This window comes from Thalassospira sp. MCCC 1A03138 (assembly GCF_002115785.1).
In the GTDB taxonomy this organism is placed as follows: Bacteria; Pseudomonadota; Alphaproteobacteria; order Rhodospirillales; family Thalassospiraceae; genus Thalassospira.
Map to the genome: position 1 here is coordinate 190657 of NZ_JFJY01000002.1, position 24839 is coordinate 215495.

General features: G+C 53.5%; 24 protein-coding genes. 11 read left to right on the forward strand and 13 right to left on the reverse strand.

The window, feature by feature from the left end:
• Positions 1 to 45: 45 nt before the first annotated feature.
• Positions 46 to 1062: a glycosyltransferase family 9 protein gene (locus TH468_RS05655; protein ID WP_139834652.1), complete on the reverse strand. Its 1017-nt coding sequence runs from the start codon at positions 1060 to 1062 to the stop codon at positions 46 to 48.
• Positions 1059 to 2291 carry a glycosyltransferase family 4 protein gene (locus TH468_RS05660; RefSeq protein ID WP_085642601.1) on the reverse strand — a complete coding sequence of 411 codons (1233 nt, stop codon included), beginning with the start codon at positions 2289 to 2291 and terminating at the stop codon, positions 1059 to 1061. The genes TH468_RS05655 and TH468_RS05660 overlap by 4 nt, the downstream gene beginning before the upstream one ends.
• Before the next feature lie 174 nt (positions 2292 to 2465).
• Between TH468_RS05660 and TH468_RS05665 the strand changes: the two genes are divergently transcribed.
• Positions 2466 to 3128, forward strand: coding sequence for a carboxylesterase (locus TH468_RS05665; RefSeq protein ID WP_168177087.1), 663 nt, complete (start codon positions 2466 to 2468; stop codon positions 3126 to 3128).
• Between the two features lie 23 nt (positions 3129 to 3151).
• Here TH468_RS05665 and TH468_RS05670 read toward each other — a convergent pair whose 3' ends face one another.
• From TH468_RS05670 to tsaD, 5 genes are all read right to left on the reverse strand, one after another.
• Positions 3152 to 3502 carry a Rieske (2Fe-2S) protein gene (locus TH468_RS05670; protein ID WP_085642603.1) on the reverse strand — a complete coding sequence of 117 codons (351 nt, stop codon included), beginning with the start codon at positions 3500 to 3502 and terminating at the stop codon, positions 3152 to 3154.
• The gene (locus tag TH468_RS05675; protein WP_085642604.1) at positions 3499 to 3912 is read right to left on the reverse strand and encodes an EVE domain-containing protein; all 414 of its coding nucleotides are present in this window, start codon (positions 3910 to 3912) and stop codon (positions 3499 to 3501) included. The genes TH468_RS05670 and TH468_RS05675 overlap by 4 nt, the downstream gene beginning before the upstream one ends.
• A 3-nt stretch (positions 3913 to 3915) precedes the next feature.
• The gene (locus TH468_RS05680) at positions 3916 to 4194 is read right to left on the reverse strand and encodes a YciI family protein (RefSeq protein WP_085642605.1); all 279 of its coding nucleotides are present in this window, start codon (positions 4192 to 4194) and stop codon (positions 3916 to 3918) included.
• A 101-nt stretch (positions 4195 to 4295) separates the two neighbouring features.
• Entirely contained in the window at positions 4296 to 5303 is a 1008-nt protein-coding gene (locus TH468_RS05685) for an NAD(P)H-dependent glycerol-3-phosphate dehydrogenase (protein ID WP_085642606.1), read from the reverse strand.
• A 53-nt stretch (positions 5304 to 5356) separates the two neighbouring features.
• A complete protein-coding gene (gene tsaD, locus TH468_RS05690; RefSeq protein ID WP_085642607.1) occupies positions 5357 to 6415 on the reverse strand; it encodes a tRNA (adenosine(37)-N6)-threonylcarbamoyltransferase complex transferase subunit TsaD in 1059 nt (352 codons plus the stop codon).
• A 263-nt stretch (positions 6416 to 6678) separates the two neighbouring features.
• Between tsaD and hemC the strand changes: the two genes are divergently transcribed.
• From hemC to TH468_RS05710, 4 genes are read left to right on the forward strand one after another with little or no spacing between them, the layout of a single operon-like run.
• On the forward strand, positions 6679 to 7632 hold the full coding sequence (hemC, locus tag TH468_RS05695) for a hydroxymethylbilane synthase (RefSeq protein ID WP_085642608.1): 954 nt from the start codon (positions 6679 to 6681) through the stop codon (positions 7630 to 7632).
• A 40-nt stretch (positions 7633 to 7672) separates the two neighbouring features.
• Positions 7673 to 8395, forward strand: coding sequence for a uroporphyrinogen-III synthase (locus TH468_RS05700; RefSeq protein WP_085642609.1), 723 nt, complete (start codon positions 7673 to 7675; stop codon positions 8393 to 8395).
• 54 nt (positions 8396 to 8449) lie between these two features.
• Positions 8450 to 9973 (forward strand): COG4223 family protein, encoded by a 1524-nt coding sequence (locus TH468_RS05705; RefSeq protein WP_085642610.1) that lies wholly within the window; start codon positions 8450 to 8452, stop codon positions 9971 to 9973.
• Positions 9970 to 11400 (forward strand): heme biosynthesis protein HemY, encoded by a 1431-nt coding sequence (locus tag TH468_RS05710; RefSeq protein WP_085642611.1) that lies wholly within the window; start codon positions 9970 to 9972, stop codon positions 11398 to 11400. Before TH468_RS05705 ends, TH468_RS05710 begins: the two co-directional genes overlap by 4 nt.
• Before the next feature lie 88 nt (positions 11401 to 11488).
• Here the strand turns inward: TH468_RS05710 and purH are convergent, their stop codons facing one another.
• The 3 genes from purH to TH468_RS05725 form a co-directional block, all read right to left on the reverse strand.
• Positions 11489 to 13066, reverse strand: coding sequence for a bifunctional phosphoribosylaminoimidazolecarboxamide formyltransferase/IMP cyclohydrolase (gene purH, locus TH468_RS05715; protein WP_085642612.1), 1578 nt, complete (start codon positions 13064 to 13066; stop codon positions 11489 to 11491).
• A gap of 288 nt (positions 13067 to 13354) precedes the next feature.
• A complete protein-coding gene (locus TH468_RS05720) occupies positions 13355 to 15313 on the reverse strand; it encodes a nucleoside-diphosphate sugar epimerase/dehydratase (protein ID WP_085642613.1) in 1959 nt (652 codons plus the stop codon).
• A 123-nt stretch (positions 15314 to 15436) separates the two neighbouring features.
• The gene (locus TH468_RS05725; RefSeq protein WP_085642614.1) at positions 15437 to 16450 is read right to left on the reverse strand and encodes a glycosyltransferase family 4 protein; all 1014 of its coding nucleotides are present in this window, start codon (positions 16448 to 16450) and stop codon (positions 15437 to 15439) included.
• 189 nt (positions 16451 to 16639) lie between these two features.
• Between TH468_RS05725 and TH468_RS05730 the strand changes: the two genes are divergently transcribed.
• Complete coding sequence (locus TH468_RS05730; RefSeq protein WP_085642615.1) at positions 16640 to 17989, forward strand: RsmB/NOP family class I SAM-dependent RNA methyltransferase; 1350 nt, start codon at positions 16640 to 16642, stop codon at positions 17987 to 17989.
• A 126-nt stretch (positions 17990 to 18115) separates the two neighbouring features.
• Positions 18116 to 18781: a ribulose-phosphate 3-epimerase gene (gene rpe / locus TH468_RS05735; protein ID WP_085642993.1), complete on the forward strand. Its 666-nt coding sequence runs from the start codon at positions 18116 to 18118 to the stop codon at positions 18779 to 18781.
• Between the two features lie 49 nt (positions 18782 to 18830).
• Here the strand turns inward: rpe and TH468_RS05740 are convergent, their stop codons facing one another.
• Positions 18831 to 19208 (reverse strand): hypothetical protein, encoded by a 378-nt coding sequence (locus tag TH468_RS05740; protein WP_085642616.1) that lies wholly within the window; start codon positions 19206 to 19208, stop codon positions 18831 to 18833.
• A 273-nt stretch (positions 19209 to 19481) separates the two neighbouring features.
• On the opposite strand from TH468_RS05740, the gene TH468_RS05745 reads away from it, so the two are divergent.
• Positions 19482 to 20366, forward strand: a complete 885-nt coding sequence (locus TH468_RS05745; protein ID WP_085642617.1) for an Abi family protein — start codon at positions 19482 to 19484, stop codon at positions 20364 to 20366.
• A 13-nt stretch (positions 20367 to 20379) separates the two neighbouring features.
• Here TH468_RS05745 and TH468_RS21910 read toward each other — a convergent pair whose 3' ends face one another.
• Positions 20380 to 20640: a DUF1674 domain-containing protein gene (locus tag TH468_RS21910; RefSeq protein WP_007088679.1), complete on the reverse strand. Its 261-nt coding sequence runs from the start codon at positions 20638 to 20640 to the stop codon at positions 20380 to 20382.
• 76 nt (positions 20641 to 20716) lie between these two features.
• The gene (locus tag TH468_RS21580; protein ID WP_167710591.1) at positions 20717 to 20890 is read right to left on the reverse strand and encodes a hypothetical protein; all 174 of its coding nucleotides are present in this window, start codon (positions 20888 to 20890) and stop codon (positions 20717 to 20719) included.
• On the opposite strand from TH468_RS21580, the gene TH468_RS05755 reads away from it, so the two are divergent.
• The 3 genes from TH468_RS05755 to TH468_RS05770 all read left to right on the forward strand — a co-directional run bounded on the left by TH468_RS05755 (position 20889) and on the right by TH468_RS05770 (position 24740).
• Entirely contained in the window at positions 20889 to 23258 is a 2370-nt protein-coding gene (locus TH468_RS05755) for a Tex family protein (RefSeq protein ID WP_085642618.1), read from the forward strand. The two genes, TH468_RS21580 and TH468_RS05755, sit on opposite strands and share 2 nt — an antisense overlap.
• Before the next feature lie 187 nt (positions 23259 to 23445).
• Positions 23446 to 23751 carry a hypothetical protein gene (locus tag TH468_RS05760; RefSeq protein WP_062950398.1) on the forward strand — a complete coding sequence of 102 codons (306 nt, stop codon included), beginning with the start codon at positions 23446 to 23448 and terminating at the stop codon, positions 23749 to 23751.
• A 383-nt stretch (positions 23752 to 24134) separates the two neighbouring features.
• Positions 24135 to 24740, forward strand: coding sequence for a superoxide dismutase (locus TH468_RS05770; protein ID WP_007088675.1), 606 nt, complete (start codon positions 24135 to 24137; stop codon positions 24738 to 24740).
• Positions 24741 to 24839: the final 99 nt, after the last annotated feature.

Genomic DNA, 24839 nt, shown 5'->3' on the forward strand with positions numbered 1-24839 from the left:
CTTCGCATTCAATGACGCACGACCGACATGGCAGAAACGGCGATATTAATCGACAAGATCAAGGCGATGACGCACCTCATCCATCACCCGATTAACCGTCAATTCCCTCAGGTCATTCTCTCTGACAATGCTGACTGCGTTGTCCGTGGTTCCGCGCGGCGCACTTTTTTTAGGGTCGGAGTCCCGTGAAAACAGCACAATAGAAGGCGCCCCTGCCGCTGCTGCAATATGCATCGGCCCCGTATCGTTACCAATCGCCAAAACTGAGCGTGCCGCAAGTCCCGCAATATCAAGAAACCCTGTACGCCCCATCAGGTTTCGCGCCTTGGGGCACATACTATCGATTTTGCCAAGAACCTCGGCTTCCTTATCGGTTCCGATCAGCACCGGTGTCAGACGATAATCGGCGATCTTTTTTGCCAATAGACCGAACCGCTCGGCAGGCCAGCGTTTATCAGGACGATGCGGTGCCCCGCCTGGACAAATGAGCACAAAGGGACTGCGAACGCCAAAACGTTCCAGATCAATATCCGACCCGGCAATAAACGGCGGTGGCACATTTTCAATCCCGGAGCGATGCAGCTGATCCGCCAAACGGTCGATGGTATGCAAACTGTCACGATCCGGGTTGTCATGCGGGTGCGAACATCCCTTGGCAATTCCGGACCATTCCGGGGTTTTACCCGGCCAGAAAAGCCGATAGTAGAATCCGCTGCGATCTGATGTTTGCAGATCATAGATCCGATCAAAGTTGCCATTGCGCAGGAAGCGGCGCAGCGCAAGAACCTCACGCACCTGATAAAGCTTTGGCCGCCGGTCTATTGCAATGGCGTCAAAATAACCCGTTGATTTTATCAGGTCGACATAAAGCCGGGTTGTCAAAACCGTGATATGAGCACGCGGGTGCGCGGATCGAATCGCGGCAAACGCCCCCATGGCAAGAATAATGTCCCCCAAGGCAGACAGCTTGATGACAAGGATGCGTTCCTGCCTGGCATCCGGCATCACACCCGCGACGATTTCAGCATCTTGCGGCATGTCCGAAGTCATCGTTTCTGTCATGCAGCGTTCCTGATCGCGCTTTTCAGCGCCTTTTCATAAACCGCCAGGGTTTTTTCCGCCATCTGTGTCAGGGAATAGTTTTCAATAACGTGCTTTCGCCCTTTTTGCGCTAAAGCGGCACGCTTTTCCGGGGTCAACCGCAACACCTGCGTCAATGCGACAGACAATTGCTCAACTTCATTCGGCGTAACAAGCCATCCGGTTTCACCGGGCAAGACCGTCTCCATGGCACCGCCATGAGCCGTCGAAACAACCGGACGCCCCATGGCCTGCGCTTCGGATGGAATTCGGCCAAACGCCTCGGGCTCGATTGAGGGACATGCCACGACATCCGCCAGCATGTAGGCCGCCGGCATATCGGCACAATGATCAACGATATGCACGATATCCTCAAGGCCAAGCTTTTTGGTCAAAGCCAGCACTTCATCACGGTAAGCCGTGCGACCCTGATCGGAACCAACCATCAGGCAACGCACGTTCCGATGGCCAAGTGCCTCGAATACTGCGGGCAATGCCTTTATCAGGAAACAATGCCCTTTCCAGCGCGTGATCCGCCCCGGCAACATGATGACATATTCTTCACCGGTCAAACGCCACTGGTTTGACAATGCAATCAGGCGTTCCTGACTGACATTTTCCGGATTGAACAAATCGGTATTGGTCCCGCGCGGCACGATATTCAGGCGCGCCGGGTCCATTTTATAAAACTTGCGAATATGGTCCGCGATATGATTGGAAATGGCGATGACCTGATCACCCATTGTCATGATCGCGTTATAACGCTTTTTGAACAGGTTGTTATGACCGGAATAAGTGCCATGGAATGTCGTAACAAAGGGAATCCCCGCCTTGCGCGCAGCAAAATAGGCACTCCAAGCCGGCGCGCGCGAACGCGCATGAATAATATCAACACCCTCTGCACGGATAAGATCAACCAGCGCATCAACATTGCGGCGCATGGTAAACAGATTTTTTGACTTCAGTGGCAGGGTAATATGACGGGCACCAAACCGATCCAGCTCCCGCTCAAGCCGCCCGCCCTGAGAGGCAACCAGCGCAACACCACCACCATCAACAATGGCACGCGCAATATCAACCGTACCGCGCTCCACACCACCGGTATCAAGTTCCGGCAGAACTTGCAGAATTACGGCCGGACGATAAGCCGAACCTTGCACCTGCTGTTCCGGACGATAAACTGACTGGGTCTTGATCTCTGACGCGCTCATGCAATTCCAACCACTAACACCCAAGGATACCCTTCCCGGATGACAAATGACATGCCGACGCCTCAGTATCTCGAGCGGCCTGACGGATTAAAAATCGCATACCATGCGACTCCCGGCAAGCTGACAGAAGTACAAGGCCGACAAAAGCCTGGTGTTCTGTTTCTGGGGGGCTTCATGTCCGATATGACCGGCACCAAGGCCACCCATCTCGAGGCCCATTGCGTACAGCAGGGGCTGGCTTATACCCGCTTTGACTATTCGGGTCACGGACAATCGGCAGGCGCATTCAAAGACGGCACCATTAGACAGTGGGCCCGCGATGCCATTGCCATTATTGACGAAATCACCTCGGGTCCACTTGTTTTGGTTGGATCATCTATGGGTGGCTGGATCATGCTATTGGCGGCACTGGCGCGGAAAGAACGCATCGCCGGTCTTGTTGGCATTGCGGCAGCCCCCGACTTCACCGAAGACCTTATGTGGGCGCAATTCACCGATGCCCAGAAATCCGAAATCGTCGAAAAAGGGGCGCTGATTGAGCCCACCGAATATGGCGACGATCCCTATACGATCACGCATGCCCTGATCGAAGACGGCAGAAATCAGCTCCTTTTGCGAAACCCGATCAAACTTAAATGCCCGGTGCGCCTTGTCCAGGGCATGCAGGACCCGGATGTCCCGTGGCAGACTGCCATTCGTCTGGCAGAAGCACTGGTTTCCAAAGATGTCCGTATAGATCTGATCAAAACCGGTGATCATCGCCTGTCCGAACCGGATGAGCTTGATGTCATCACCAAATATCTTGATGAGGTTATCCAAAAGGTGACGGTCGGCTAAGACCGTCATGATGACGCATAATTTCAGGCCAGAACGACTTTCTCATTCTCGATCTTTACGGCAACGGGTTCCAGCATATCGCCGTCACAAGGACCCGATACGCATAGGCCATCTTCGATCCTGAAACGTGCGCCATGCGTCGAACAGATGATCTCATTGCCAAGATTGCTAATGAATTCATCCGGCTCAAGTTCAAGCGGCACACCAATATGGGGACAACTGTTGACGTAACCGAAAACCCCTGCGTCGTCCCGCACGATGAAAATCCCGGCCCGGCCAGGATTTCCATCAAGCGATATGCCCTTGGCCCCGGTGGCATCCAGATCGGAAAGTTCGCATAACACTGTTCCGGGGGGCGGCAGCTCAACCGTCATCCCGAAACACCCCCCATCTCGCAAATCGCTGTCCAGGATGCATCATCTATCGGCATGACGGACAAACGGGATTGTCTGAGCAACGGCAATTCGGCAAATCGCGGATCAGCTTTGATATCAGCCAGCGTCACCGGATTTGGCACCGGTTTGACGGTTTTGAAGTCAACCTGAACAAATTTACCGCTGGTGTCAGTTGGATCGGGATAGGCTTCGCGGACAACCTCGACAATGCCGACAATCCGTTTTTCATTCACCGAATGATAAAAGAAAGCCAGATCACCGATCTGCATGGTCTTGAGGTTTTTTGCCGCCTGATGGTTGCGAACCCCGTCCCATCCCTCGACACCTTTCCTGACCTGATCGTCCCACGACCAGCTTCCCGGCTCGGTTTTGATCAGCCAGTATGCCATGGATCAGAATACCTTTTTGAACGGACGAATAATCACGGATTCAAACAGACCTGCCTTGCCGTAGGGGTCATTGGCAGCAAATTCTTCGGCTTCGGCCTGGGTGTCAAATTCGATAATGAAGACCGAGCCATTCATGCCCTCAAGATCGGGATCAAGTGTGGGGCCTGCTGCAACGATCCTGTCGGCAAAACCGTCCTTGATATAGGCAAGATGCGCATCACGATTGGCTTTGCGCACAGCAAGATGCTCCGGTTTGTCGACACAGCGAATGTAAAAATGCATGGCAGCGTTTCCTGTCAAAATTGGTTTTGATACCGGTAAATTGACAGAACCTGCTCAAAGGCTCAAGCCGAACAAAGGCTGATAGCGTGGATGTGACCGGATTATTTTCCGGTTTCAAGCTCATCGCGAAACGGGCGCTGCAACAATGCATTGATCGTGCTTCGCAGGTCCGCATCATGGTTGGCGACCTGATCCACAGCACTGCAGATCGGCATTTCAATACCGTATTTCGACGCAACGGCCGTAATTGACGCAGCAGTATGAACACCTTCGGTCACGGAACGGCGTTCGGCTAGAATATCCTCGGCCTTGGCACCCTGACCAAGGGCAAACCCGAAGGTGTAATTACGCGACAACGTACCGGTACAGGTCAGCGTCAAATCGCCAAGTCCCGCCAGCCCCATCATGGTTTCAATCCGGCCCCCCATCGCCACTGCCAATCGCGACATTTCGGCAAGGCCACGGGTAATCAGGGCCGCACGCGCATTATCGCCAAGCTCAAGCCCGGCAACAACACCGCTTGCAATCGCCAGAACGTTTTTGATAGCCCCCGCAACTTCAACACCAACAACATCGGTACTGAAATAGGGCCGAAACGCCGACGTACCGATCAATTCCACCAGATCCTTGCCCAAATTCCTGTCTGAACAGGCAAGTGTAATCGCTGCGGGCAGCCCCTTCGCGACTTCCTGGGCAAATGTCGGCCCAGATAGAACCGCAACAGGCACATTCCCGAGTGTTTCTTTTACGACCTGCGCCATCAAGGCACCGGTCCCTTTTTCGATCCCTTTGGCGCAAATAACGGCAGGAAGCGTTTCGGGCCAATGCGGGGCAAGCTTGATCAAAGTGCTTCGAAGATGCTGTGCCGGTGTAACCAGAAGAACCGCGTTTGACTCTCGCAATCCATCAATCGCAATTGTCCCTCTTAATGCTTTCGGAAGCTTCACGCCAGGTAGATAAAGGTCATTTTCACCAGAATTGTCGATGCGTTCCGCCAGTGCACTATCACGCAGCACAAGCTCGACATCAGCACCAGCCCGAACAGCCTGAATGGCCAGCGCAGTACCCCATGCGCCGCCGCCGACTACCGTTATGCGCTTATCCGACATAGTTCTTCTCGACCCCGATGATAAATATTCGAACAGTTGGTGTTTGGAAAAGATCAGGCCTTCACGCCCGCACCCGGACGCTTTGGTGCCTCGGGGTCAAGCGGCCAGCGCGGTCGCGGCTTGAAATCCAGTTCGTCATGCTGACCGAGGCGAAAACGTTCCAACCCGGCCCAGGCAATCATGGCGGCATTATCAGTACAAAGCTCCAACGGTGGCGCAACAAGCGTCATGCCTGCCTGATCGGTCAATTCTGTCAGACGGGTACGCAGATATTTGTTCGCAGCCACACCACCGGCAAGAACCAGCGCCTTACCTGCCGGATAATCCCGCATAAACTCAAAAATTGCATTTCGCGTCCGATCAATCAGCGTATCGCCAACCGCCCGCTGGAACGAAGCCGCCAGATCAGCTTTGACTTCGGCAGTTTGCTGCTCTATCGGGAACCCGTCCAGATAGTTACGAACCGCCGTTTTAAGACCCGAAAACGAAAAATCACACCCGGGACGCCCGCGTAACGGTCGGGGCAAACCAAACCGGTCCGGGTTCCCGGCCTCCGCCGTTTTTTCAAGCGCAGGGCCCCCAGGATAACCAAGTCCCATCATTTTTGCGGTTTTGTCGAATGCCTCGCCTACCGCGTCATCAATGGTTGTACCAATTCGTTTGTATTGGCCGACACCTTCAACGATCAGGACCTGGCAATGCCCGCCGGAAACCAGTAACAGCAAGTATGGAAATGCAACATCATCCGTAAGGCGCACTGTAAGTGCATGACCTTCAAGATGATTGACCGCCAGAAACGGCTTCTGCGCGGCAAAGGCAATCGCCTTCGCGGTCATGGTCCCCACCATCACCCCACCAATCAGACCGGGGCCACCTGTGCAGGCCACGGCATCAAGATCGGTAAAATCAACACCCGCATCATCCATCGCTTCGGCGACAAGACGGTCAAGATGTTCAAGATGCGCCCGCGCCGCAATTTCCGGAACAACACCACCGTAAGGACGATGATCGTCAAGCTGCGAAAGCACCCTGTTGGACATAACTTCACGCTTGTCATTCACGACAGCTGCCGCCGTTTCATCACAACTGGTTTCGATACCCAATACGATCATTTCTTGCAAATCCGGCAATAAGTCGCGTCAGATTGACGCATCCTGTGTGGGAAAATTCTGGCAGTGATGTAGCCTAAACAGCACCCGCTTTCCACCCCAAGGCAATGCATTTGCCCTATGCAGGAAAAGCGTCAGAGAAAAAACACTACCACATAAGTCAATGAAACAGGGACATTCATCATTATAATCCGATCCGGTTTGGGCAAGGTGGCATACGCTACCGCCCTTGTTTTCAATCGGTTTTATGACTACAACTCGGGCTCATGACAAACACATCTGATACCGTAAAACTCCGCATCGGCACACGTGGCTCTCCCCTGGCGATGGCTCAGGCGCATGAAGTCCGCGACAAGCTTGCGAAAGCGCATCCCGAACTCGCCGCCGAGGGCGCGATTGCCATTACCGTTATTACAACGACGGGCGACAAGATTCTTGATCGCGCATTGTCGGAAATCGGTGGCAAGGGGTTGTTCACCAAGGAAATTGATGATGCCCTGATGGGCGGCGAGATTGATCTTGCGGTTCACAGTATGAAGGATGTGCCGACGGTGCTGCCAGATGGCATGATTTTGCCAACGATCCTGCCGCGCGAAGACGTGCGAGATGCGTTTATTTCTCTGAAATACAAAAGCTTTGCCGAAATGCCTGCCGGATCGGTGATCGGCTCGGCATCATTACGCCGCCAAGCAATGATCCTTAATAAATATCCCGATCTCAAGGTTGTGACATTCCGTGGCAATGTCCAAACCCGCCTTCGCAAGCTTGAAGAGGGTCAGGTGGATGCCACACTTCTGGCAATGGCAGGTTTGAACCGGCTAAACCGTCCAGAAGTTGCAACTGCTGCAATTTCCGAGGACGACATGCTCCCCGCTGTTGCCCAAGGGGCAATCGGTATTACTATTCGCGAAACTGACAACCAAACGCACAACTGGCTTTCTGCTTTGAACTGCCCGGCATCGGCCATCCGCGTCGCGGCTGAACGCGCGGCGTTACGTGCGCTCGACGGTTCATGTCGCACCCCTATTGCTGCTCTTGCCGAATATCTCCCGGATGGCAGAATGCGTTTACGGGTCAGCATTGTGCGCCCGGATGGCAGCGAACGACTGGATACTGAACGAATGATTGATGACCCGGACCTGGCAAATGCCGCAGCCGCCGGAACCGATGCCGGTAACGAGCTCAAAGAACGTGGCGGGTCAGACTTTATCTCGGCCTAGTCGGCTTAATTGCGCGATCTGGAATATCAGCGGGGAGACTATGGGACCATTGATCCTCAATACCCGGCCGGAAGCCGATTCGCAGGAACTCGAAACCACGCTTTTGCAACGTGGTTATCGCCTGCTTTCGGCGCCGATGTTGCGGATCGAGTTTCCCCAAAACCCGGATCAGCTTGATCTTGCTGATGTACAGGCATTGATATTTACCTCTGCCAATGGTGTGCGTGCCTTTACCCGGCAATGTGATGACCGGCATTATCCGGCTTTATGTGTAGGTGATGCGACTGCCCGCACCGCACAACAGGCCGGTTTCACCGATATACGAAGTGCTAACGGCGACATTCACGATTTGGCACGCCTGATCAAAGATCAGATTGATCCGACAAACGGTGCATTATTCCATCCTGCGGCCCGCAAGGTCGCCGGAGATCTGGGATCACTTTTGCGAGACGGAAACTTCGATATCCGCAGGCAAACCATGTATGATGCCGTTCCGTCCGATTGTCTTCCAGATGAGGTCGTCAGCGCGATTTCTGCCCATCATATTGATGCAGTTTTATTTTTCTCTCCCCGTACGGCGGAAAGCTTTGTTAAGCTGATTGAAAGACACAAACTGCAAAAAGATCTGGTCGGTACACGTGCAATTTGTCTGAGTTCGGCAGTGCAAGATCGCCTAAGCGTCCTTACATGGCTAAAGACAGAAGTGGCACAACACCCGACACAGGAATACCTTCTTTCGGCACTAGAGAACGCATTCGCCTGACTTTTCCGCGCCAAGTGGTGTCTCGGAACAACCGCAAACTGCAATGGTCCGACAGTGAAAAAACCAGAAACGCCAAAAACCCACGCTTCCACAGACCCAGCCGAGGCAAAATCCGGCTCGTCCGAAACCATTTCCATTGATAGCAAGGGCAATGCAAATATTGCCAAAGAACCTGCTGATCAAAAGCCGGGAACGACGTCGGGTGGGTCAGAAGGTGCGAAACCTTCATCCACGTCAAACACCACCTCAAAGTCAGACAGCCAGAAGTCCGGCACCAAAACGGCAGATGCAAAACCCGAAATCAAGCCGGGTATGAGCCAAAAGACTGTTGCCGACAAGCAAGCCGCAGACAAGACAGACAAAACCGTGCAAAAAAAGCGTGGTGGTCGGGCAATCCTGTTGTTTGTGATCATTATTGCCGGTGCCTTGGTCACCGGATGGCTGACACGCGCCGTTTGGTGGCGTGATGCGGAACCCGTTCTGAGCCAGTATGTGCCTGCTGAAATCCTGGCCGAGATCACACCGGAAAACGTGCCAGATAACCAGTCGTCAGGAACTGGTAGCGAGCCGCCAGCCGATAGTCCCACACCATCCACATCTGCCAATGATGCAACCGGAACTTCACCAAGCATAACGCCTGCTGCGCCTGAACGTGGCGATGCAATGATTGGCAATGAAGACAACCTGTCCGAGCCGTCAGACAGCGCGTTCCCGAGCGATGAAAAAACAACACCCGAAGGTGATGAAACAGTCGTTGTCGATACGGCATTGACCGAACGCCTGTCACGTCTCGAAGGTACAATCAACGCCTTGCGTGAACGCCTTGACAGTGAACGCGGCGATTCGCTGAACTCCACGGTTGCACGCCGGATGGCAGAAATTGAAACCCGCACCGCACCGATTGAAGAACTGGCACGGGTCGAAGCAGAACTTTCTGGTGTTGCAGCAGAAATGCGCGATCTGTCAGCACGTTTGTCAACCATGGAAGAAGAAGTGCGGGCAACTGCCGGTCTTCGGGTTGAAAGCCGTGGCCAGGCCATTGCCATGGCCGTTACGATCCTGCGCGATGCCGTGCAGCGCGGCGGATCGTTTATGATCGCGCTTAATCAGCTGGAACGCAGCGGCTCGGACGATCCCGTAATTGCAGAACAGATATCTGCCCTGAAACCGCTTGCCGATCGTGGCGCGCCCACCATCGAAAAGCTGCGCCAGTCATTTCCGGCAATGGCACAGAAAGCCGTGCAGGCATCAAGTGACGACCATTCCGGTAGTGTTCTTGACGCGACCTGGGCCAATATCAAAAAGCTGATTCCGGTTAGGCGTATTGATGTTGTCGGCGAAGAATCGCTCGATGGACGTTTGGTGAGCGCAGAAACAGCGCTTGAAAGTGATGATCTTGATGGTGCCATTGCCGCCCTTGATGGTATCGAAGGTGACAATGCCAAGGCCGCCGTCAACGAGTGGCTTGAAGACGCCAAAAGCCGTCAGGTGTTGAACGGTGCCATCGCAACGCTCAGTGCACATGCGATCAATCTTCTGACCGGTGATGGGTCCGCACATACGGGGGACAGCCAATGATCCGTCTTGGCCTGTTCATTCTGATAACTGCAATTCTGGTCACCTGCACGGTCTGGTTTGCCAATAATCCCGGTACAATGACCATCGTCTGGCTCGGCTACAGGTTTGATGGCTCTATTGGCATGGTCGCCCTTGGCCTTCTTGTTCTGACCGGGGTTCTGGTCATCCTGTGGCGCTGTTGGTCCGCCATTGCCAATTCTCCCAATTGGCTTGGCCGTATTCTGGGCAGTCGTCGTCGCAAAAAAGGTCAGCAGGCCCTTACCATGGGATTGCTGGAACTTGCATCTGGTGATGTTCGACAAGCATTGAAGCATACCCGTGCGGTCGACCGGTATCTTGAAGACGATACCCTGACCCGCCTGTTAACAGCCCAAGCAGCCGAACTTGACGGGAACAACGAGGCTGCCAAACGTCAATTTGAAGCAATGCTGGAAAAGCCTGATTCAGCATTTTTCGGGTTGCGCGGTTTACTGCAGTTATCGCTGAAGTCCGATAACCGGTCGGAGGCACTCGATTATGCGGAACGGGCCCACCGCCTGCGTCCTCGCAACCCGTCCGTGCTTGTAACGTTATTTGATTTGTTACTGGGTGCAAAACGCTGGGACCGGGCCCTGACCCTGCTGGTGGATGCCCAAAAGGCAGATATCTTTAACGAAGATGAACTGACACGTCGCCGCGCACTTCTGATTACAGCCAAAGCTGAAGACGCAATAACGGATGGTGAAAATGCCGAAGCCATCAAACTTTTGCGCAAAGCTTTGAACGCGCGCCCGGACTTTACCGGCGCGGCTGTTCTTCTGGCCCGGCTTTATGCCGACATTGATCAGCCTGCGAAAGCGCGCGACGTTGCCCAGCAAAGCTGGCAAACATCACCATCCGCGGCCTTGGGTAAAATCTATCTGGACAGTCTTTCCGAAGACGCCTTGGCAAAAGTCAAAGCTGTCGAAAAGCTGATTGCCGCCAATCCGGAACATGTAGAAAGCCAGCTTTTGCTTGCCGAAGCCGCACTTTCTGCCGATTTGTGGGGCATGGCACGCAGCAACCTGGAAAAGGCCATCGCCCAGAAGGCGCAGTCACGTCACTACCGTCTTCTGGCTGATCTGGAATTCCGTGAAAAGAAAGATGCCGCAAAAGCACGTGAGCTGCTGGTAAAGGCAAGTCACGCCAATCCCGACCCCGGCTGGCGGTGCGGTGCATGTGGTACGGAAACAGATAAATGGGCGGTAACCTGCCCGTCCTGTCATTCCTTTGGCAGCATTGACTGGCGCGCACCAATGCGCGTTCACAATGACCAGCCAGCATCCAGCCCGGCAACACCAAGACAGCCTGCCGCAATAAAGCAGGATGGTGCAATGATCGAAAACGCCGATCCGACTGATAAAACGGTGAACGCCGCAAAAGGTGAACATCCTGCGACGGCTGTTTGACTTTAATATTCCTGCAATAAGCACCAAAACAAACAGGCCGCGGACATAAAATGTCTGCGGCCTGTTTGCTTAAGGTTCAAACCAAAGATTAATGGCGGAAGTGACGCATACCGGTAAACACCATGGCAATACCGTGTTCATCGGCAGCCGCAATGACTTCTTCGTCACGCATTGAACCGCCCGGCTGAATAACCGCTGTGGCACCGGCATTGACTGCGGCCAGCAATCCGTCTGCAAACGGGAAGAACGCATCAGACGACACGACCGATCCCTTGGTACGCAATTCGCCTTCACCCGCATTTTTACCAGCTTCTTCGGCTTTCCATGCGGCAATCCGTGAACTGTCAACACGACTCATCTGGCCGGCACCCACACCAACCGTCTTGCCGTCTTTGACATAAACAATCGCGTTTGATTTGACGTGCTTGCCAACGCGGAAAGCAAACAGCAGATCATCAAGTTCGGCTTCGGTCGGCTTGCGCTTGGTGACAACTTTAAGCGCGTCACGCTTGACGCGACCGGCATCGCGGTTCTGAAGAAGATAGCCACCTGCCAGCGAGCGAAGCGTCATGTCTTCACCTTCCGGATCCGCCATGCCACCGGTCACCAGAAGACGCAGGTTCTTCTTCGCTGCCAGAACTTCCTTCGCCGCGTCATCGGCATCCGGGCAGATCACGACTTCGGCAAACAGTTTGGCAATTTCTTCGGCAGTCGCTTTATCAAGGGTACGGTTAATGGCAATGATGCCGCCAAAGGCCGAAACCGGATCACAAGACAGGGCCTTGTTATAGGCTTCAATCAGAGTTGCCCCCTCGGCAACGCCACACGGATTGGCGTGCTTGATGATGGCAACAGCCGGTTTTTCATCAAACTCGGACACCAGCTCAAACGCCGCATCCGTGTCATTCAGGTTATTGAATGACAATTCCTTACCCTGAAGCTGGGTCGCGGTGGCAACGCCCGGACGGTTTTTACCGTTGGTATAGAATGCTGCCTGCTGATGCGGGTTTTCGCCGTAACGCAGGGTCTGTTTCAGTTCGGCAGAAACATTCAGGCGCTGCGGGAAGGTTTCGCCAAGCTCGCCAGCAAACCAGCTTGAAATGGCCGAATCATAGGCCCCCGTGCGGGCAAATGCCTTGGCAGCCAGAACACGTCGGGTTTCAGCCGTCGTGGTACCGGCATTGTCTTTCATCTCGGCAGTAACGCGGTCGTAATCAGACGGATCGACAACAACCGTAACCGATTCATGGTTCTTTGCTGCCGAACGGATCATGCTCGGTCCGCCGATATCGATATTTTCGATGCAGGTATCGAAATCGGCACCCTTGGCAACGGTTTCCTCGAACGGATAAAGGTTCACACAAACCAGATCGATCGGTGAAATGTCGTTATCTTCCATCGCCTGCATATGGCTGGAAAGAGAACGGCGGCCCAAAAGGCCGCCGTGAATCTTCGGATGAAGAGTCTTGACGCGACCGTCCATGATTTCGGGAAAACCGGTGTGATCGGCAACTTCCTTCACAGGGATACCGGCCGCTTCGATGGCCTTGGCAGAACCACCGGTCGACAGGATTTCAACACCCTGTTCATGAAGGGATTTGGCAAATTCGACCAGACCGGTCTTGTCGGAAACGGAGATCAGCGCGCGCGCAATACGAGCAGTCATCGGGTTCGCTTTCAATACATCGTCAATGATGAAGGCCCCGGACCCATTGATGATATATCGGCCTACTCCGTATTGCTATTGGTGCATACGGGGTAATGACGTTTGCGGGCAATCGGCTTTATGATGAGTGAAAACCGCTGATTTTCATTCGGGCCGACACATGATCAATGAGTCCGAACCATGTTTCGCGCGGAGCTTTATCACGCACGCGCCAAAATGTGGACCCCGAAATGTTGCATGGCCGCAGGCCGGACTGCGCAGACGTGCCGTCTTTAAACAGACATCAGATTATTGACCACTAACCGCCTGATCGAGTTTTCCCGGATCGCTATCTGCAAAAAAGGATTTAACCCCAATCTCGGGCGGCTGAAATTCGGGGACAAGACGCCCCATCAGTTCCAGCGTTTTGTGGGTATCACGATTGACTGCGCTCTGCCCAAGTTCATCGAACACCTGTTTGATCAGGGCGTAATCAACGACCCGCGGTGCGGCCAGCATGACACCATCCGTTTCTGTCGGCTCTGGTGGCTCACCATCGTGAAACAATTCTTCGTAAAGCTTCTCGCCGGGGCGTAATCCCGTTACCTTGATATCGATATCCTTGCCCGGACGCAGGCCCGATAGCAGGATCATCTGACGCGCCAGATCGATAATCTTTACCGGGCGCCCCATATCAAGAACGAATATCTTGCCACCATCGGTGACACCATGTTTGCCAAGTTCGGCGGCCTGCAAAACAAGTTCCACCGCTTCGGCAATTGTCATGAAGTACCGCGTGATGCCTTCGTGCGTCACCGTCAACGGACCGCCGGCCTCCAACTGGCGACGGAACAGGGGCACGACGGATCCAGTTGAGCCCAGCACATTGCCAAACCGAACCGTTACAAACCGCGTCGGGCCACGCTGATCCGCTGGCAGCGTCTCAAGCGCCTGACAATAGCATTCCGCCAAACGTTTTGACGCCCCCATGACATTCGCCGGATTTACGGCCTTGTCCGTTGAAATCAGAACCATGGTGCCAACCCCGGCCGCACGGCATGCCTCGGCAACGTTGCGGGTGCCCAACGTATTGGTCAGAATACCTTCATTGGGATTGTGTTCAACCAGCGGCACATGTTTATAAGCTGCGGCATGAAAAACAATCTCCGGCTTTTGCTTTGCAAAAACCTGATCGATCCGGGTTCGATCACGAACATCGCCTAAAATACTTTCACGCGGAAGATCGGGATATTTTTCCGCCATCTCCATATCGATGGCATAAAGATTGTATTCCCCCGCATCCAGCAAGGTTAGACTTTCCGGACCATAGGCAGCAATCTGCCGCACCAGCTCCGACCCGATTGATCCACCCGCACCGGTCACAAGCACCCGATGCCCGGCAATCATCTGACGAACCTTGTCTCGATCAAGGCGCGCCTGCGGACGGCCCAGCAAATCCTCGATCGCTACGGGGCGGATTTGCAGTGGGTCGGCAAGACCTTCCCGCAGATCATTCAACTTTGGCAGGCGCGCAAGGGTGATGCCCCTTTGATCAGCAACCTCGACCCATTTCGTGATATCTTCGTGGCGCAGTGCGTCACCGGTAAGAACCAAACGGCGCGGCAGCCCACGCTTGCTATTGGCGAGCTTGCCAAGGATCTCCTCAAGACGGTCTACGGTCGCAAGCACGTCAACACCATGCATGTTGCGCCCAACGCGGCTATCGGTCAGCGAAACAATCCCGACAACATCAAACGGTGTATTTGCTGAACGACGCGTTTCGCGAATGAAGGCTTCCGCCTCGTCGCCTGCACCAATCAACAGAACCGGCAACCGATGGGTACCCTGCCGCACCATTTCGCGGGCAGACGTTTTATCCTTGGCAATCCGGTAAATCAGCCGGGACCCGCCCAGGAGCGCCATTAAGAGGAACCACTGAATAATCGGTGTTGATCGCGGCAACCAGTCAAGCCGCACAGTCAGGAACAGCACGAGAAACAATAACCCAACGGCAATTGTTACCGCCTTGGCAATTCGCGTCAGATCGTTCAAAGACGCATAACGCCAAATCCCGCGATAAAGACCAAAAAACCAGAAAGAGACTGCGGCGATGACGGTAAAGACTGATGCCGAAAACAGAATGTTCTGCGGATTATAAAAAACCACACCATCGCCCACGCGCAGATAAAGTGCTGCGGGCAATGAAACAGCCGCCATTGTCACATCATGGACAAAGGCAATCTGGCTACGTTGGAATAAACGCGACATTCGGTTCCTTACCGGAATACTGGTGTGGTTCATATTAGCCGCAAGCCTTTGGCAGGGACACGGTTTTTCTTTTCGCGTCCGGCCTGAAACAAGTCAAGCTATCCGAACGAGCGGCACTCACAACTACTGTGTTTTGACTGTCTTGACCGGCAACAATTTCATTCCCGCAATCAGGAAAACGACAATCATCGTGGCCATTGCCAGCCGTTCGAATATCTCTGCATCTGTCGGCAAGAACACCACAACGATCAGTGCCAGATTGGTCAGCAATATCAGGAAAGAAACCCCCGCGTGGCTCATTCCGCGCTGGGTTGCCTGCTGATAGAAATGTTCACGATGGGCATGCCATACCTTTTCCCCCCGAAGTCCGCGCTTTATCAACGTAAAGGTGGCATCAACCAGATAGTATAGCGGCAGGATCAAAGCTGGCATCCACGCACCACGTGCCGCCAGTTCAAGCAGCAACCAACCCAGAACAAACCCCAACGGCACCGATCCGACATCGCCCAGAAAAAGTTTCGCCGGATGCCAGTTCCAGATCAGGAATCCGGCCATGATCGCCAGAATACCAAGCCCGATATAACCAAGATCAATGAATTCAGGCAATGGCATCAAAAGCGCCAAAGCAAAAACGCCCGCGCCAATGGATCCTGCCTCTACGCCGGTAATGCCGTCAATCCCATCCATGAAATTGAAAAGATTAAGGAACCAGACCCAGGCAAGAACCACCAGAACACGATCCAGCCACATTGGCACCAGCCCTTGCAGGACAGGACTGTCAATCGCAAACACACCGACGATCACGGCAACGAACTGACAGGCAAAACGAATAGCGGGCGACAGATCATGTCGATCATCAAACCAGCTTAACGTGCCAAGCGCCGCAGCCGCGGCGAGCATGACCCATTGAGGCAGATCAGCATTCCCCGACCATAAAAAAACCGCTCCGACCATGAACACCAAAAGCGGTGTCACGGCCAATCCACCACCGCGCGGGGTTGGCACCGCGTGACTGGAACGATGATTGGGCATATCCAGAATCGCCTTGCGCCGCAGATAAAGCAACACCGCCCAGGTCAGCACCATAGAGCCGATCAGAAAGCAGCCGGAAAAAATCGCAAGTGCGGCAAAAGACATCTGTATCGCCCGTTCCGTTCAAATCATCCGTCTGGATTACCGGGCACTCGTCCCCATCGCAAGGCTTTTAAGTAGCCGACAAACCATATCCAGCAGGCCAGCCATGCCAGAAATCGCGCGGCTAAGTGCTTTACAGCCCCCCAAAGGGCGCTTACTTACAAGCCACAACCCGAAACCGGAGATATTCCTTTGACAGAACGCCGCGCCCGTCCGGACAACCGCCACGCGCCACACCATAGCCAACCGGCCGATCTTCCCGATCCCCGGATGCTGGCGCTCAAAACCCTGCAGGAACTGCGCGGGGGGGAAATCACACTGGACGAGCTTCTGTCAAAACACGGGTTTGGCCTGCCGTCACTGGACCGCAATTTTTTGCGCCAATTGCTGGGCACGACATTGCGCCATCTGGGTGAAATTGATGCCATGCTGGCCCCACGCTATCACCCGCCACAAGATCGCACCGCCGCACGACTGACCAACATCCTGCGTCTGGGTATCGCCCAGCTGTTTTTCATGGATACGGCCGATCACGGTGCTGTTGACAGCACGGTTAATCTGGCGCGCGATGCCGGACTTCATCGGTACACCAAACTGATCAATGCCGTCTTGCGCGGTTTGCAGCGCGACGGCTTTGAATGGCCTGAAAATGTCGAAGACTGGCAATTGAACGTTCCGGCATGGCTGCGCGGATCATGGAAAAAGGCCTATGGCGCGGACGTGGCCCAGGGCATTGCACAGGCAAGCCTTGGCTATGCCATGCTTGACCTTTCGATCAAAGACCCGGCCGAGGCCGCCGAATGGGCGGAAAAAATGGACGGTATCGTCCTTCCAACCGGCACGGTCCGGCTTGAAGGCGGGCGTCGCATCCGCAACCTGCCGGGCTATAAAGACGGTAAATGGTGGGTGCAGGACGCGGCGGCATCCATGCCGGCCAAGCTGTTTTCGGCTCACAAGGGCAAAACCATTTATGATCTCTGCGCTGCACCGGGCGGAAAAACCATGCAGCTGGCGGCTTTTGGTGCACAGGCCATTGCCGTTGATAAATCCGAGGGCCGCCTGAAACGCGTCTATGAAAACCTTGAACGGGTTGAACTCGGTGCCGCCGTTGTTATCGGGGACGCCACCGATCTGGCCCCTGATACGCCACGTGCCGATGCGGTTTTGCTTGATGCCCCCTGTTCGGCAACCGGCACCATTCGTCGCCATCCCGATATTCTGTTGCGTCAGAACGACAAACTGATGCGATCGCTTTTGCCGATCCAGACCAAGCTGCTCAATCAGGCTGACAAGCTTCTGAATGTTGGTGGCGAGCTGATCTATTGCACCTGTTCACTGCAACCTGAAGAGGGCGAGCATCAGGTCAAATCATTTTTGGCCGATCATCCCAATTACGAACGCAAACCGATTACCGCCGACGAACTTGGCGGCTGGAGTGAGGCGATCAACGATGCCGGAGAGCTTCGCATCCTGCCGCTTCACATGCAGGAATATGGCGGGATTGATGGTTTCTTCTGCGCACGGTTGGTCAAGAAATCCTGATTGGTATCTTGAACGATACAGATCAAGACAGCCATTCGCGCCGCTTGGGTGACAGGACCGCGTTTTTGGGGTATGAGAACCGCGAAATTCCCATATCCCAACCCGCTTCAGGACCTTTGCCGCGCCATGACCGCATCAAACGCCATTAAAATCGCACCTTCGATCCTTTCCGCCGATTTCGCCCAGTTGGGCGTTGATGTCCGCGCGGTTGATGCCGCCGGGGCGGATTACATCCATATCGATGTCATGGACGGCCATTACGTGCCCAACATCACCATCGGCCCGGATGTGGTCAAGGCACTGCGCCCCCATAGCGACAAGGTGTTTGACGTTCATCTGATGATCGCACCGGTCGATCCCTATATCGAAGCCTTCGCCAACGCCGGTTCAGACATCATCACCATCCATGCCGAAGCAGGCCCGCACCTGCATCGTTCGCTTCAGCTGATCAAGTCGCTGGGCAAGAAAGCCGGGGTGTCGCTGAACCCGTCGACGCCGGAAAGCGTGATCGAATATGTCATGGACATGGTTGACCTTGTTCTGGTCATGACCGTCAACCCCGGCTTTGGCGGCCAGAAATTCATTCCAAGCCAGCTTGAAAAAATCAAACGCATCCGCAAGATGATCGACGCGACCGGCCGTGATATCGACCTTGAAGTCGATGGTGGTGTAAACCCGGAAATCGCGCCCAAGGTGATCGAAGCCGGGGCAAACGTTCTGGTTGCCGGTTCCGCGACCTTCAAAGGCGGCCCATCCGAATATGCCAACAACATCAAAGCCATTCGCGGATAGTTAAACGAAATAGATTCGATAAATCACCGGGGAGAATTAACCCGGTGATTTATTTATCCTCGAAACCCAGCTGCCAATATTGACCAGTTTTTCTGATCATTTTTTTCTCGGACATCCGAGAAACATAGCTTCTTAGCGTATTGTAATTAACACCAATTCCTTGCGATTTAAGCTCGCTGAATATTTCTGAAGTTCGTGCGCCCTTTTTGGTCCTCTTCAGCAACTCAAGGATAGCAGTCTCAAAAAATAATCGATCTACATTCTTTAGATTGACCTGTTGATCTTTATTCTGAGCACTATGTCTAGCGCGGCGCCTCAGAATAAGGTTATTCAGCGCATTTATTTCAGCACGAATATCTCTCACACGCGCCTCCAAATGGCGCTTTTCTTCTTCCAACTTCTCAATTATGGGATCTTTATCGGTCATACTCTCATGTTATCGCAACATATTGCATTTTTCGATAAAAATTTTCCCTTTAAAATCAGATCACTAAATTTGCTCTTCCAACTTGATTTTAACTTACAAACGTGCTATGCAACATAGTTTATAAACTATGTTGCATAGCACGTTTGTATTTACTCAACATTTTTGCTTGAAGATTTATCTCTGCTGACTCATATTTCCAATCAATCAGAACCCCCACGCCTCTCGACGAAGCGCACCAGGGGGTTTATTTTTGCACGATACAAAGAGCTCATCATGGCTCGTAGAACATTCAAGAAGCCTGCAAAATCAACAACTGAGCTAATTAGTTTTCTAAGGAATAAAGGCCTTATCATTGATGATGAGCCATATGCGGCTCACTGCCTTCAATGCGTTGGTTATTACAGACTAAAAATATACATGCGCCCCTTAGAAACCGGGAAACAGTTTAATGATGGGGTCCGCTTTGAAGACATCGTTGAGCTATATGACTTTGATCGTGAACTACGACTCCTATGTCTCGATGCAATTGAACGCATTGAAGTCGCACTAAGGGCTCACATAATAAATATAATGGGCGCTCACGGAGGCCCCCACTTCTACTATGATGCCGGGTATTTTCATTCAGCCGAAGCGGTAGCCAAAGTTAAGAAACTTGGTGCAGAAGGAAAGCACTTATCTATCACACATTACAAGAATCAGTACTCAACCCCTGACCTTCCGCCTATCTGGTGTCTTACAGAAGCATCAACCTTCGGCACGATATCAATGATCTACGCAGATTTAAAATTGCAATACAGGAAAGAGATAGCTAGGGAATTTTCTCTTTCAGAAAAATTGTGCGTTTCGTGGTTTAAGTCTTTATCAACATTGAGAAACTTTTGCGCTCACCATTGGCGACTTTGGAACGCTGAACTCATTGTTAACAAGCCTAGACAGGCCCGAGCTTATTTAGATGACTTGCAACCAAATGGTTCATGCTATGCGCGACTTGCAATTATGCAAATTATGCTCAAAAAGATAGATCATGATGGCCGATACCGTTGGTCACAACGCCTTGAAAAACTGATAGATTCAAGACCTCGGACGGTTTTCATATCGGCCATAGGCTTTCCCGAAGACTGGAAAGATCGTCCTTTATGGAACGGCCAACTAGGTTAAACTCACAAATAAACTAGAAATCGATGCAACGCCCCTTGTTTTCCCAATCACCGAAGCGGGTCGGCTCGGGGCCTTTGGGCCCGCCGATTTCGCGCTGTTTTGCAGCAGCTTCCTTGGCGGCCTTGGCTTCAGCCAGCGCATTGATTGCATCCTGTGACAGAACAGGCGCCATGTCTGCACCGGCAATGGCTTCATTCTTTTCTTCCGAGGTTTTCGGTTCGGCCTTTTCTTTAGGCACCTCGTGAATGACGGTCTCGCGGAACTTTCCGGCCATCCTTATTCTCCGGTTGTCGGGACTGCCCGATGGAACTGCTATCCCAGAAATAGCCCGCCTGCACCGTCGGGGCAAGTTATAGGGCAGCAATATCTGGCAGGATTTCCAAAATCCGTTCGATTTCAGCAGCTTGGGATTTCAACGACAAAATCCACCAAACATGCAGACAGCCATTTATCCGAAACTGGCTCTTTCCCCCCTGCCCGAAAGCCGCTATTTCAGGCAGACGAGCAAACCAAGGAGAAACCATGCGTCCAATTCCCCAGCGTATCGCCGAAGAACTTTCATGCCGGCCGGAACAGGTCATTGCCACCATCGAGATGCTCAATGAGGGCTCCACCGTTCCATTCATTGCGCGCTACCGCAAAGAAAAAACCGGCGGTCTTGATGATACCCAACTTCGTACGCTGGAAGAACGCCTGCGCTATCTGACCGAACTGGAAGAACGCCGTTCAAGCGTGCTTGAAAGCATCCGCGAACAGGAAAAACTGACGCCGGAACTTGAAAAGGCCATCAACGAGGCAGATACCAAAACCCGCCTTGAAGATTTGTACCTGCCCTACAAGAAAAAGCGCCGCACCAAGGCCCAGATCGCTCGCGAAGCCGGGCTTGAGCCGCTGGCAGATGATCTGTACGGCAATCCGAACCTTGATCCGGAAACCGAAGCCGCCAAATATGTCGATGCCGAAAAAGGCGTCGAAGATACCAAGGCCGCCCTTGATGGTGCCCGTCAAATCCTGATGGAACGCTTTGCCGAGGATGCCGATCTGGTCGCCAAGCTGCGCGATCTTTTGTGGAATGACGGCGAAATCAGCGCCAGCGTGATTGATGGCAAACAGGCCGAAGGTGCCAAGTTTTCCGACTATTTCGAACATTCCGAAAAAATCAAAACCTGCCCGTCACATCGCGCACTGGCCCTGTTCAGGGGGCGCAACGAAAACATCCTGCAACTTAAACTGACACTCGGTGCAGCCGACGAAGACCGCCCCCGCACCGAGCAGGGCCGGGCCGAGATCATGATTTCCGCCCATGTCGGTATTGCGGATCGTGGCCGTGCCGCAGACAAATGGCTGGTGGATACGGTTCGCTGGACCTGGCGGGTCAAACTGTCGCTATCCATCGAACTTGACCTGTTTGGCACCCTTCGTGACAGCGCCGAAGAAGACGCGATCAAGGTCTTTGCCGATAACCTCAAAGACCTGCTGCTTGCCGCACCGGCCGGGCAGAAGGCCACCATGGGCCTCGATCCGGGGGTGCGTACCGGTGTCAAGGTTGCCGTGATCGATGCCACCGGCAAGATGGTTGATACCGCAACCGTTTACCCGTTCCAGCCACGCAATGACGTCGAAGGCGCGCTGAATACACTGGCCGCCCTTGCCGCCCGCCACAAGATCGAACTGATCGCGATTGGCAATGGCACCTATTCGCGTGAAACCGACGATCTCGCCGGTCAGTTACTCAAACGCTTCCCGGCCCTTAAGGCGACCAAGGTCATCGTCAACGAATCCGGTGCATCGATTTATTCCGCGTCGCAATTTGCCGCCGAGGAATTCCCGGATCTGGATGTGTCGCTGCGTGGCGCGGTATCCATCGCCCGCCGCCTACAGGACCCGTTGGCAGAACTGGTGAAGATCGAACCAAAATCCATTGGTGTCGGGCAGTATCAGCACGACGTATCGGAAACCAAACTGGCCAAATCACTTGATGCCGTGGTTGAGGATTGCGTGAACGGTGTGGGGGTTGACCTCAACACCGCCTCCATTCCGCTTCTGACCCGTGTTGCCGGCCTTTCGGAAACGCTGGCGCGCAATATTGTCGGTTATCGCGATATCAATGGCGCGTTCCGGTCACGTGCGGACCTTCGCAAGGTAGAACGCCTCGGCCCCAAAGCGTTCGAACAATGCGCCGGTTTCCTGCGCATTCGTGGCGGAGAAAACCCGCTTGATGCATCGGCGGTGCATCCGGAAGCCTATAAACTGGTGGAACGTATCAGCACCCGTTCCAACAAACCGCTGGCAGAGCTGATTGGCGACTCGCCCTTCATCAAAACCCTGCGCCCGGATGATTATGCCGATGATGTGTTCGGCGTCCCAACCATCCGCGACATTCTGGCCGAACTTGATAAACCCGGCCGCGATCCGCGCCCCGAATTCAAGACCGCGAAATTCACCGATGGCGTGAACGAGATCAAGGACCTCAAGACCGGAATGAAACTTGAAGGTACCGTCACCAACGTCACCAATTTCGGGGCATTTGTGGATATCGGTGTCCATCAGGACGGGCTGGTTCATATTTCGCAACTGGCGGACAAATTCGTTTCCGACCCGCGTGAAGTCGTCAAGGCGGGGCAGATCGTGTCGGTTACCGTCATGGAAGTCGATGCGCCGCGCAAACGTATCGGTCTGTCGATGAAATCGGCCCCGGATTATGAAGGCACCCGTGAAAAGCGTACCGAGTCCCGTGGCAATCAAAGCAATCCCGGCCATCAGGCACGCACAAACACCGGGCGGCACAACCCGCAACGCGGCGGAAATCATCAAGGCGGTCAGGGCAATACCGGAAATGACGGTGGTGCCATGGCTGCGGCTCTCAAGGCCGCAATGGAACGCCGGAAATAGAGATTTCATAAAAATTTCGCATCTCAACTGATTGTAGAAAGCCCCCTAACCTTTTGTTCAGGGGGCTTTTTACATGTGACGGTTGGAAAATCGAAACATTCGGCACTGAAATGCCGCATTTGCGCCCCCATTTTCCCGTCTTCACCGCGCATCTTTGCATCACCAAAAAGAAGCGCGAGGAAACATCATGTTTAGATCTTTGCGCAGCAAGCCGGTTGTAATCGCCCTCGTCGGAGTTTTGACAGTGACGACAGCCGCACTGGCTGCAATCCGTGTCGCACCGAAAGCGACCACCGACAGTGTCACCATCCATGCTGATCAGGCAAAAGGCGAAGTCATCCTGTCCTTTCAGGACGGATCGATTGCGCTGAACAAAGATTGCGGCTCTTTCCCGTGCCGTATCGATATTTCCCGCCTGCAAAAGGGGGAATATGACGTGATGATCCGCAATGGCACCGATATTCAGAACATGGTCAGCCTTTATAAGGAATAGCAGGCTAACCGGTTATCCGGCTCGGGGTACATGACGCCCGACGGCAGAAGCCTGTCGGGCAGACATTCGCAGAATTCAAAATATTTTCGCGTCCATGGAACGATGCGCGCCTCAGCTTGTTTAAAGGGTATGGAATATCGCAAAGCTGTCCAAGGCATTGCGCGCTGCTTCCTTTGTCCTAGATAAAGGCCGAGGATTAAGACCACGAGGTTTTCCATCATGCCCGTTTCCGAACCAGCCAAAAGACAGTGATCATCCATAGCAACAAGTTTTCCAACAGGTTGCATGGGATTTTCACTTTTACGGCAGGTGGTAATGGGGATATGTTGCGGAAGCCCTGTGCTGACCGCACAAACCAATAACGAAAGTCGAGGATCTGTATCATGGCTCTTGAACTCCCTGCACTCCCTTACGCTTATGACGCGCTTGCACCGGTCATGTCGGCTGAAACCCTTGAGTTTCACCATGACAAACACCACAACGCCTATGTTGTGAACGGCAACAAGCTGCTCGAAGGTTCCGGCCTTGAAGGCAAGTCGCTCGAAGAAATCGTTGTTGCATCCTATGGCGATGCATCCAAAGCCGGCCTGTTCAACAACGCTGCCCAGCACTGGAACCATATCGAGTTCTGGCAGATGATGAAGAAAAACGGCGGCGGCAACATTCCGGGCGAACTGGAAAAGAAAATCGTTGAAGATTTCGGCTCTGTCGATGCCTTCAAGGAAGCCTTCATTCAGGCTGGCGTAACCCAGTTCGGTTCTGGCTGGTGCTGGCTGGCGCTTGATAAATCCGGCAAGCTGGTCGTGACCAAAACCCCGAACGCGGAAAACCCGCTGGTCCACGGTCAGACCCCGCTGCTTGGTTGCGATGTGTGGGAACACTCCTACTACATCGATTACCGCAACGCGCGCCCGGACTATGTCAAAGCGTTCATCAACGACCTGGTGAACTGGGAATATGTTGCAGAACGTTTCTCCAAAGCTGGCTAATCAAGCCAAGCTTGGAAACAGAATTAGAGAGAACGGTCCCTTCGGGGGCCGTTTTTTTTTTCAGAACGCCCAAACAAAAACCCCGCCGGAAAACCGACG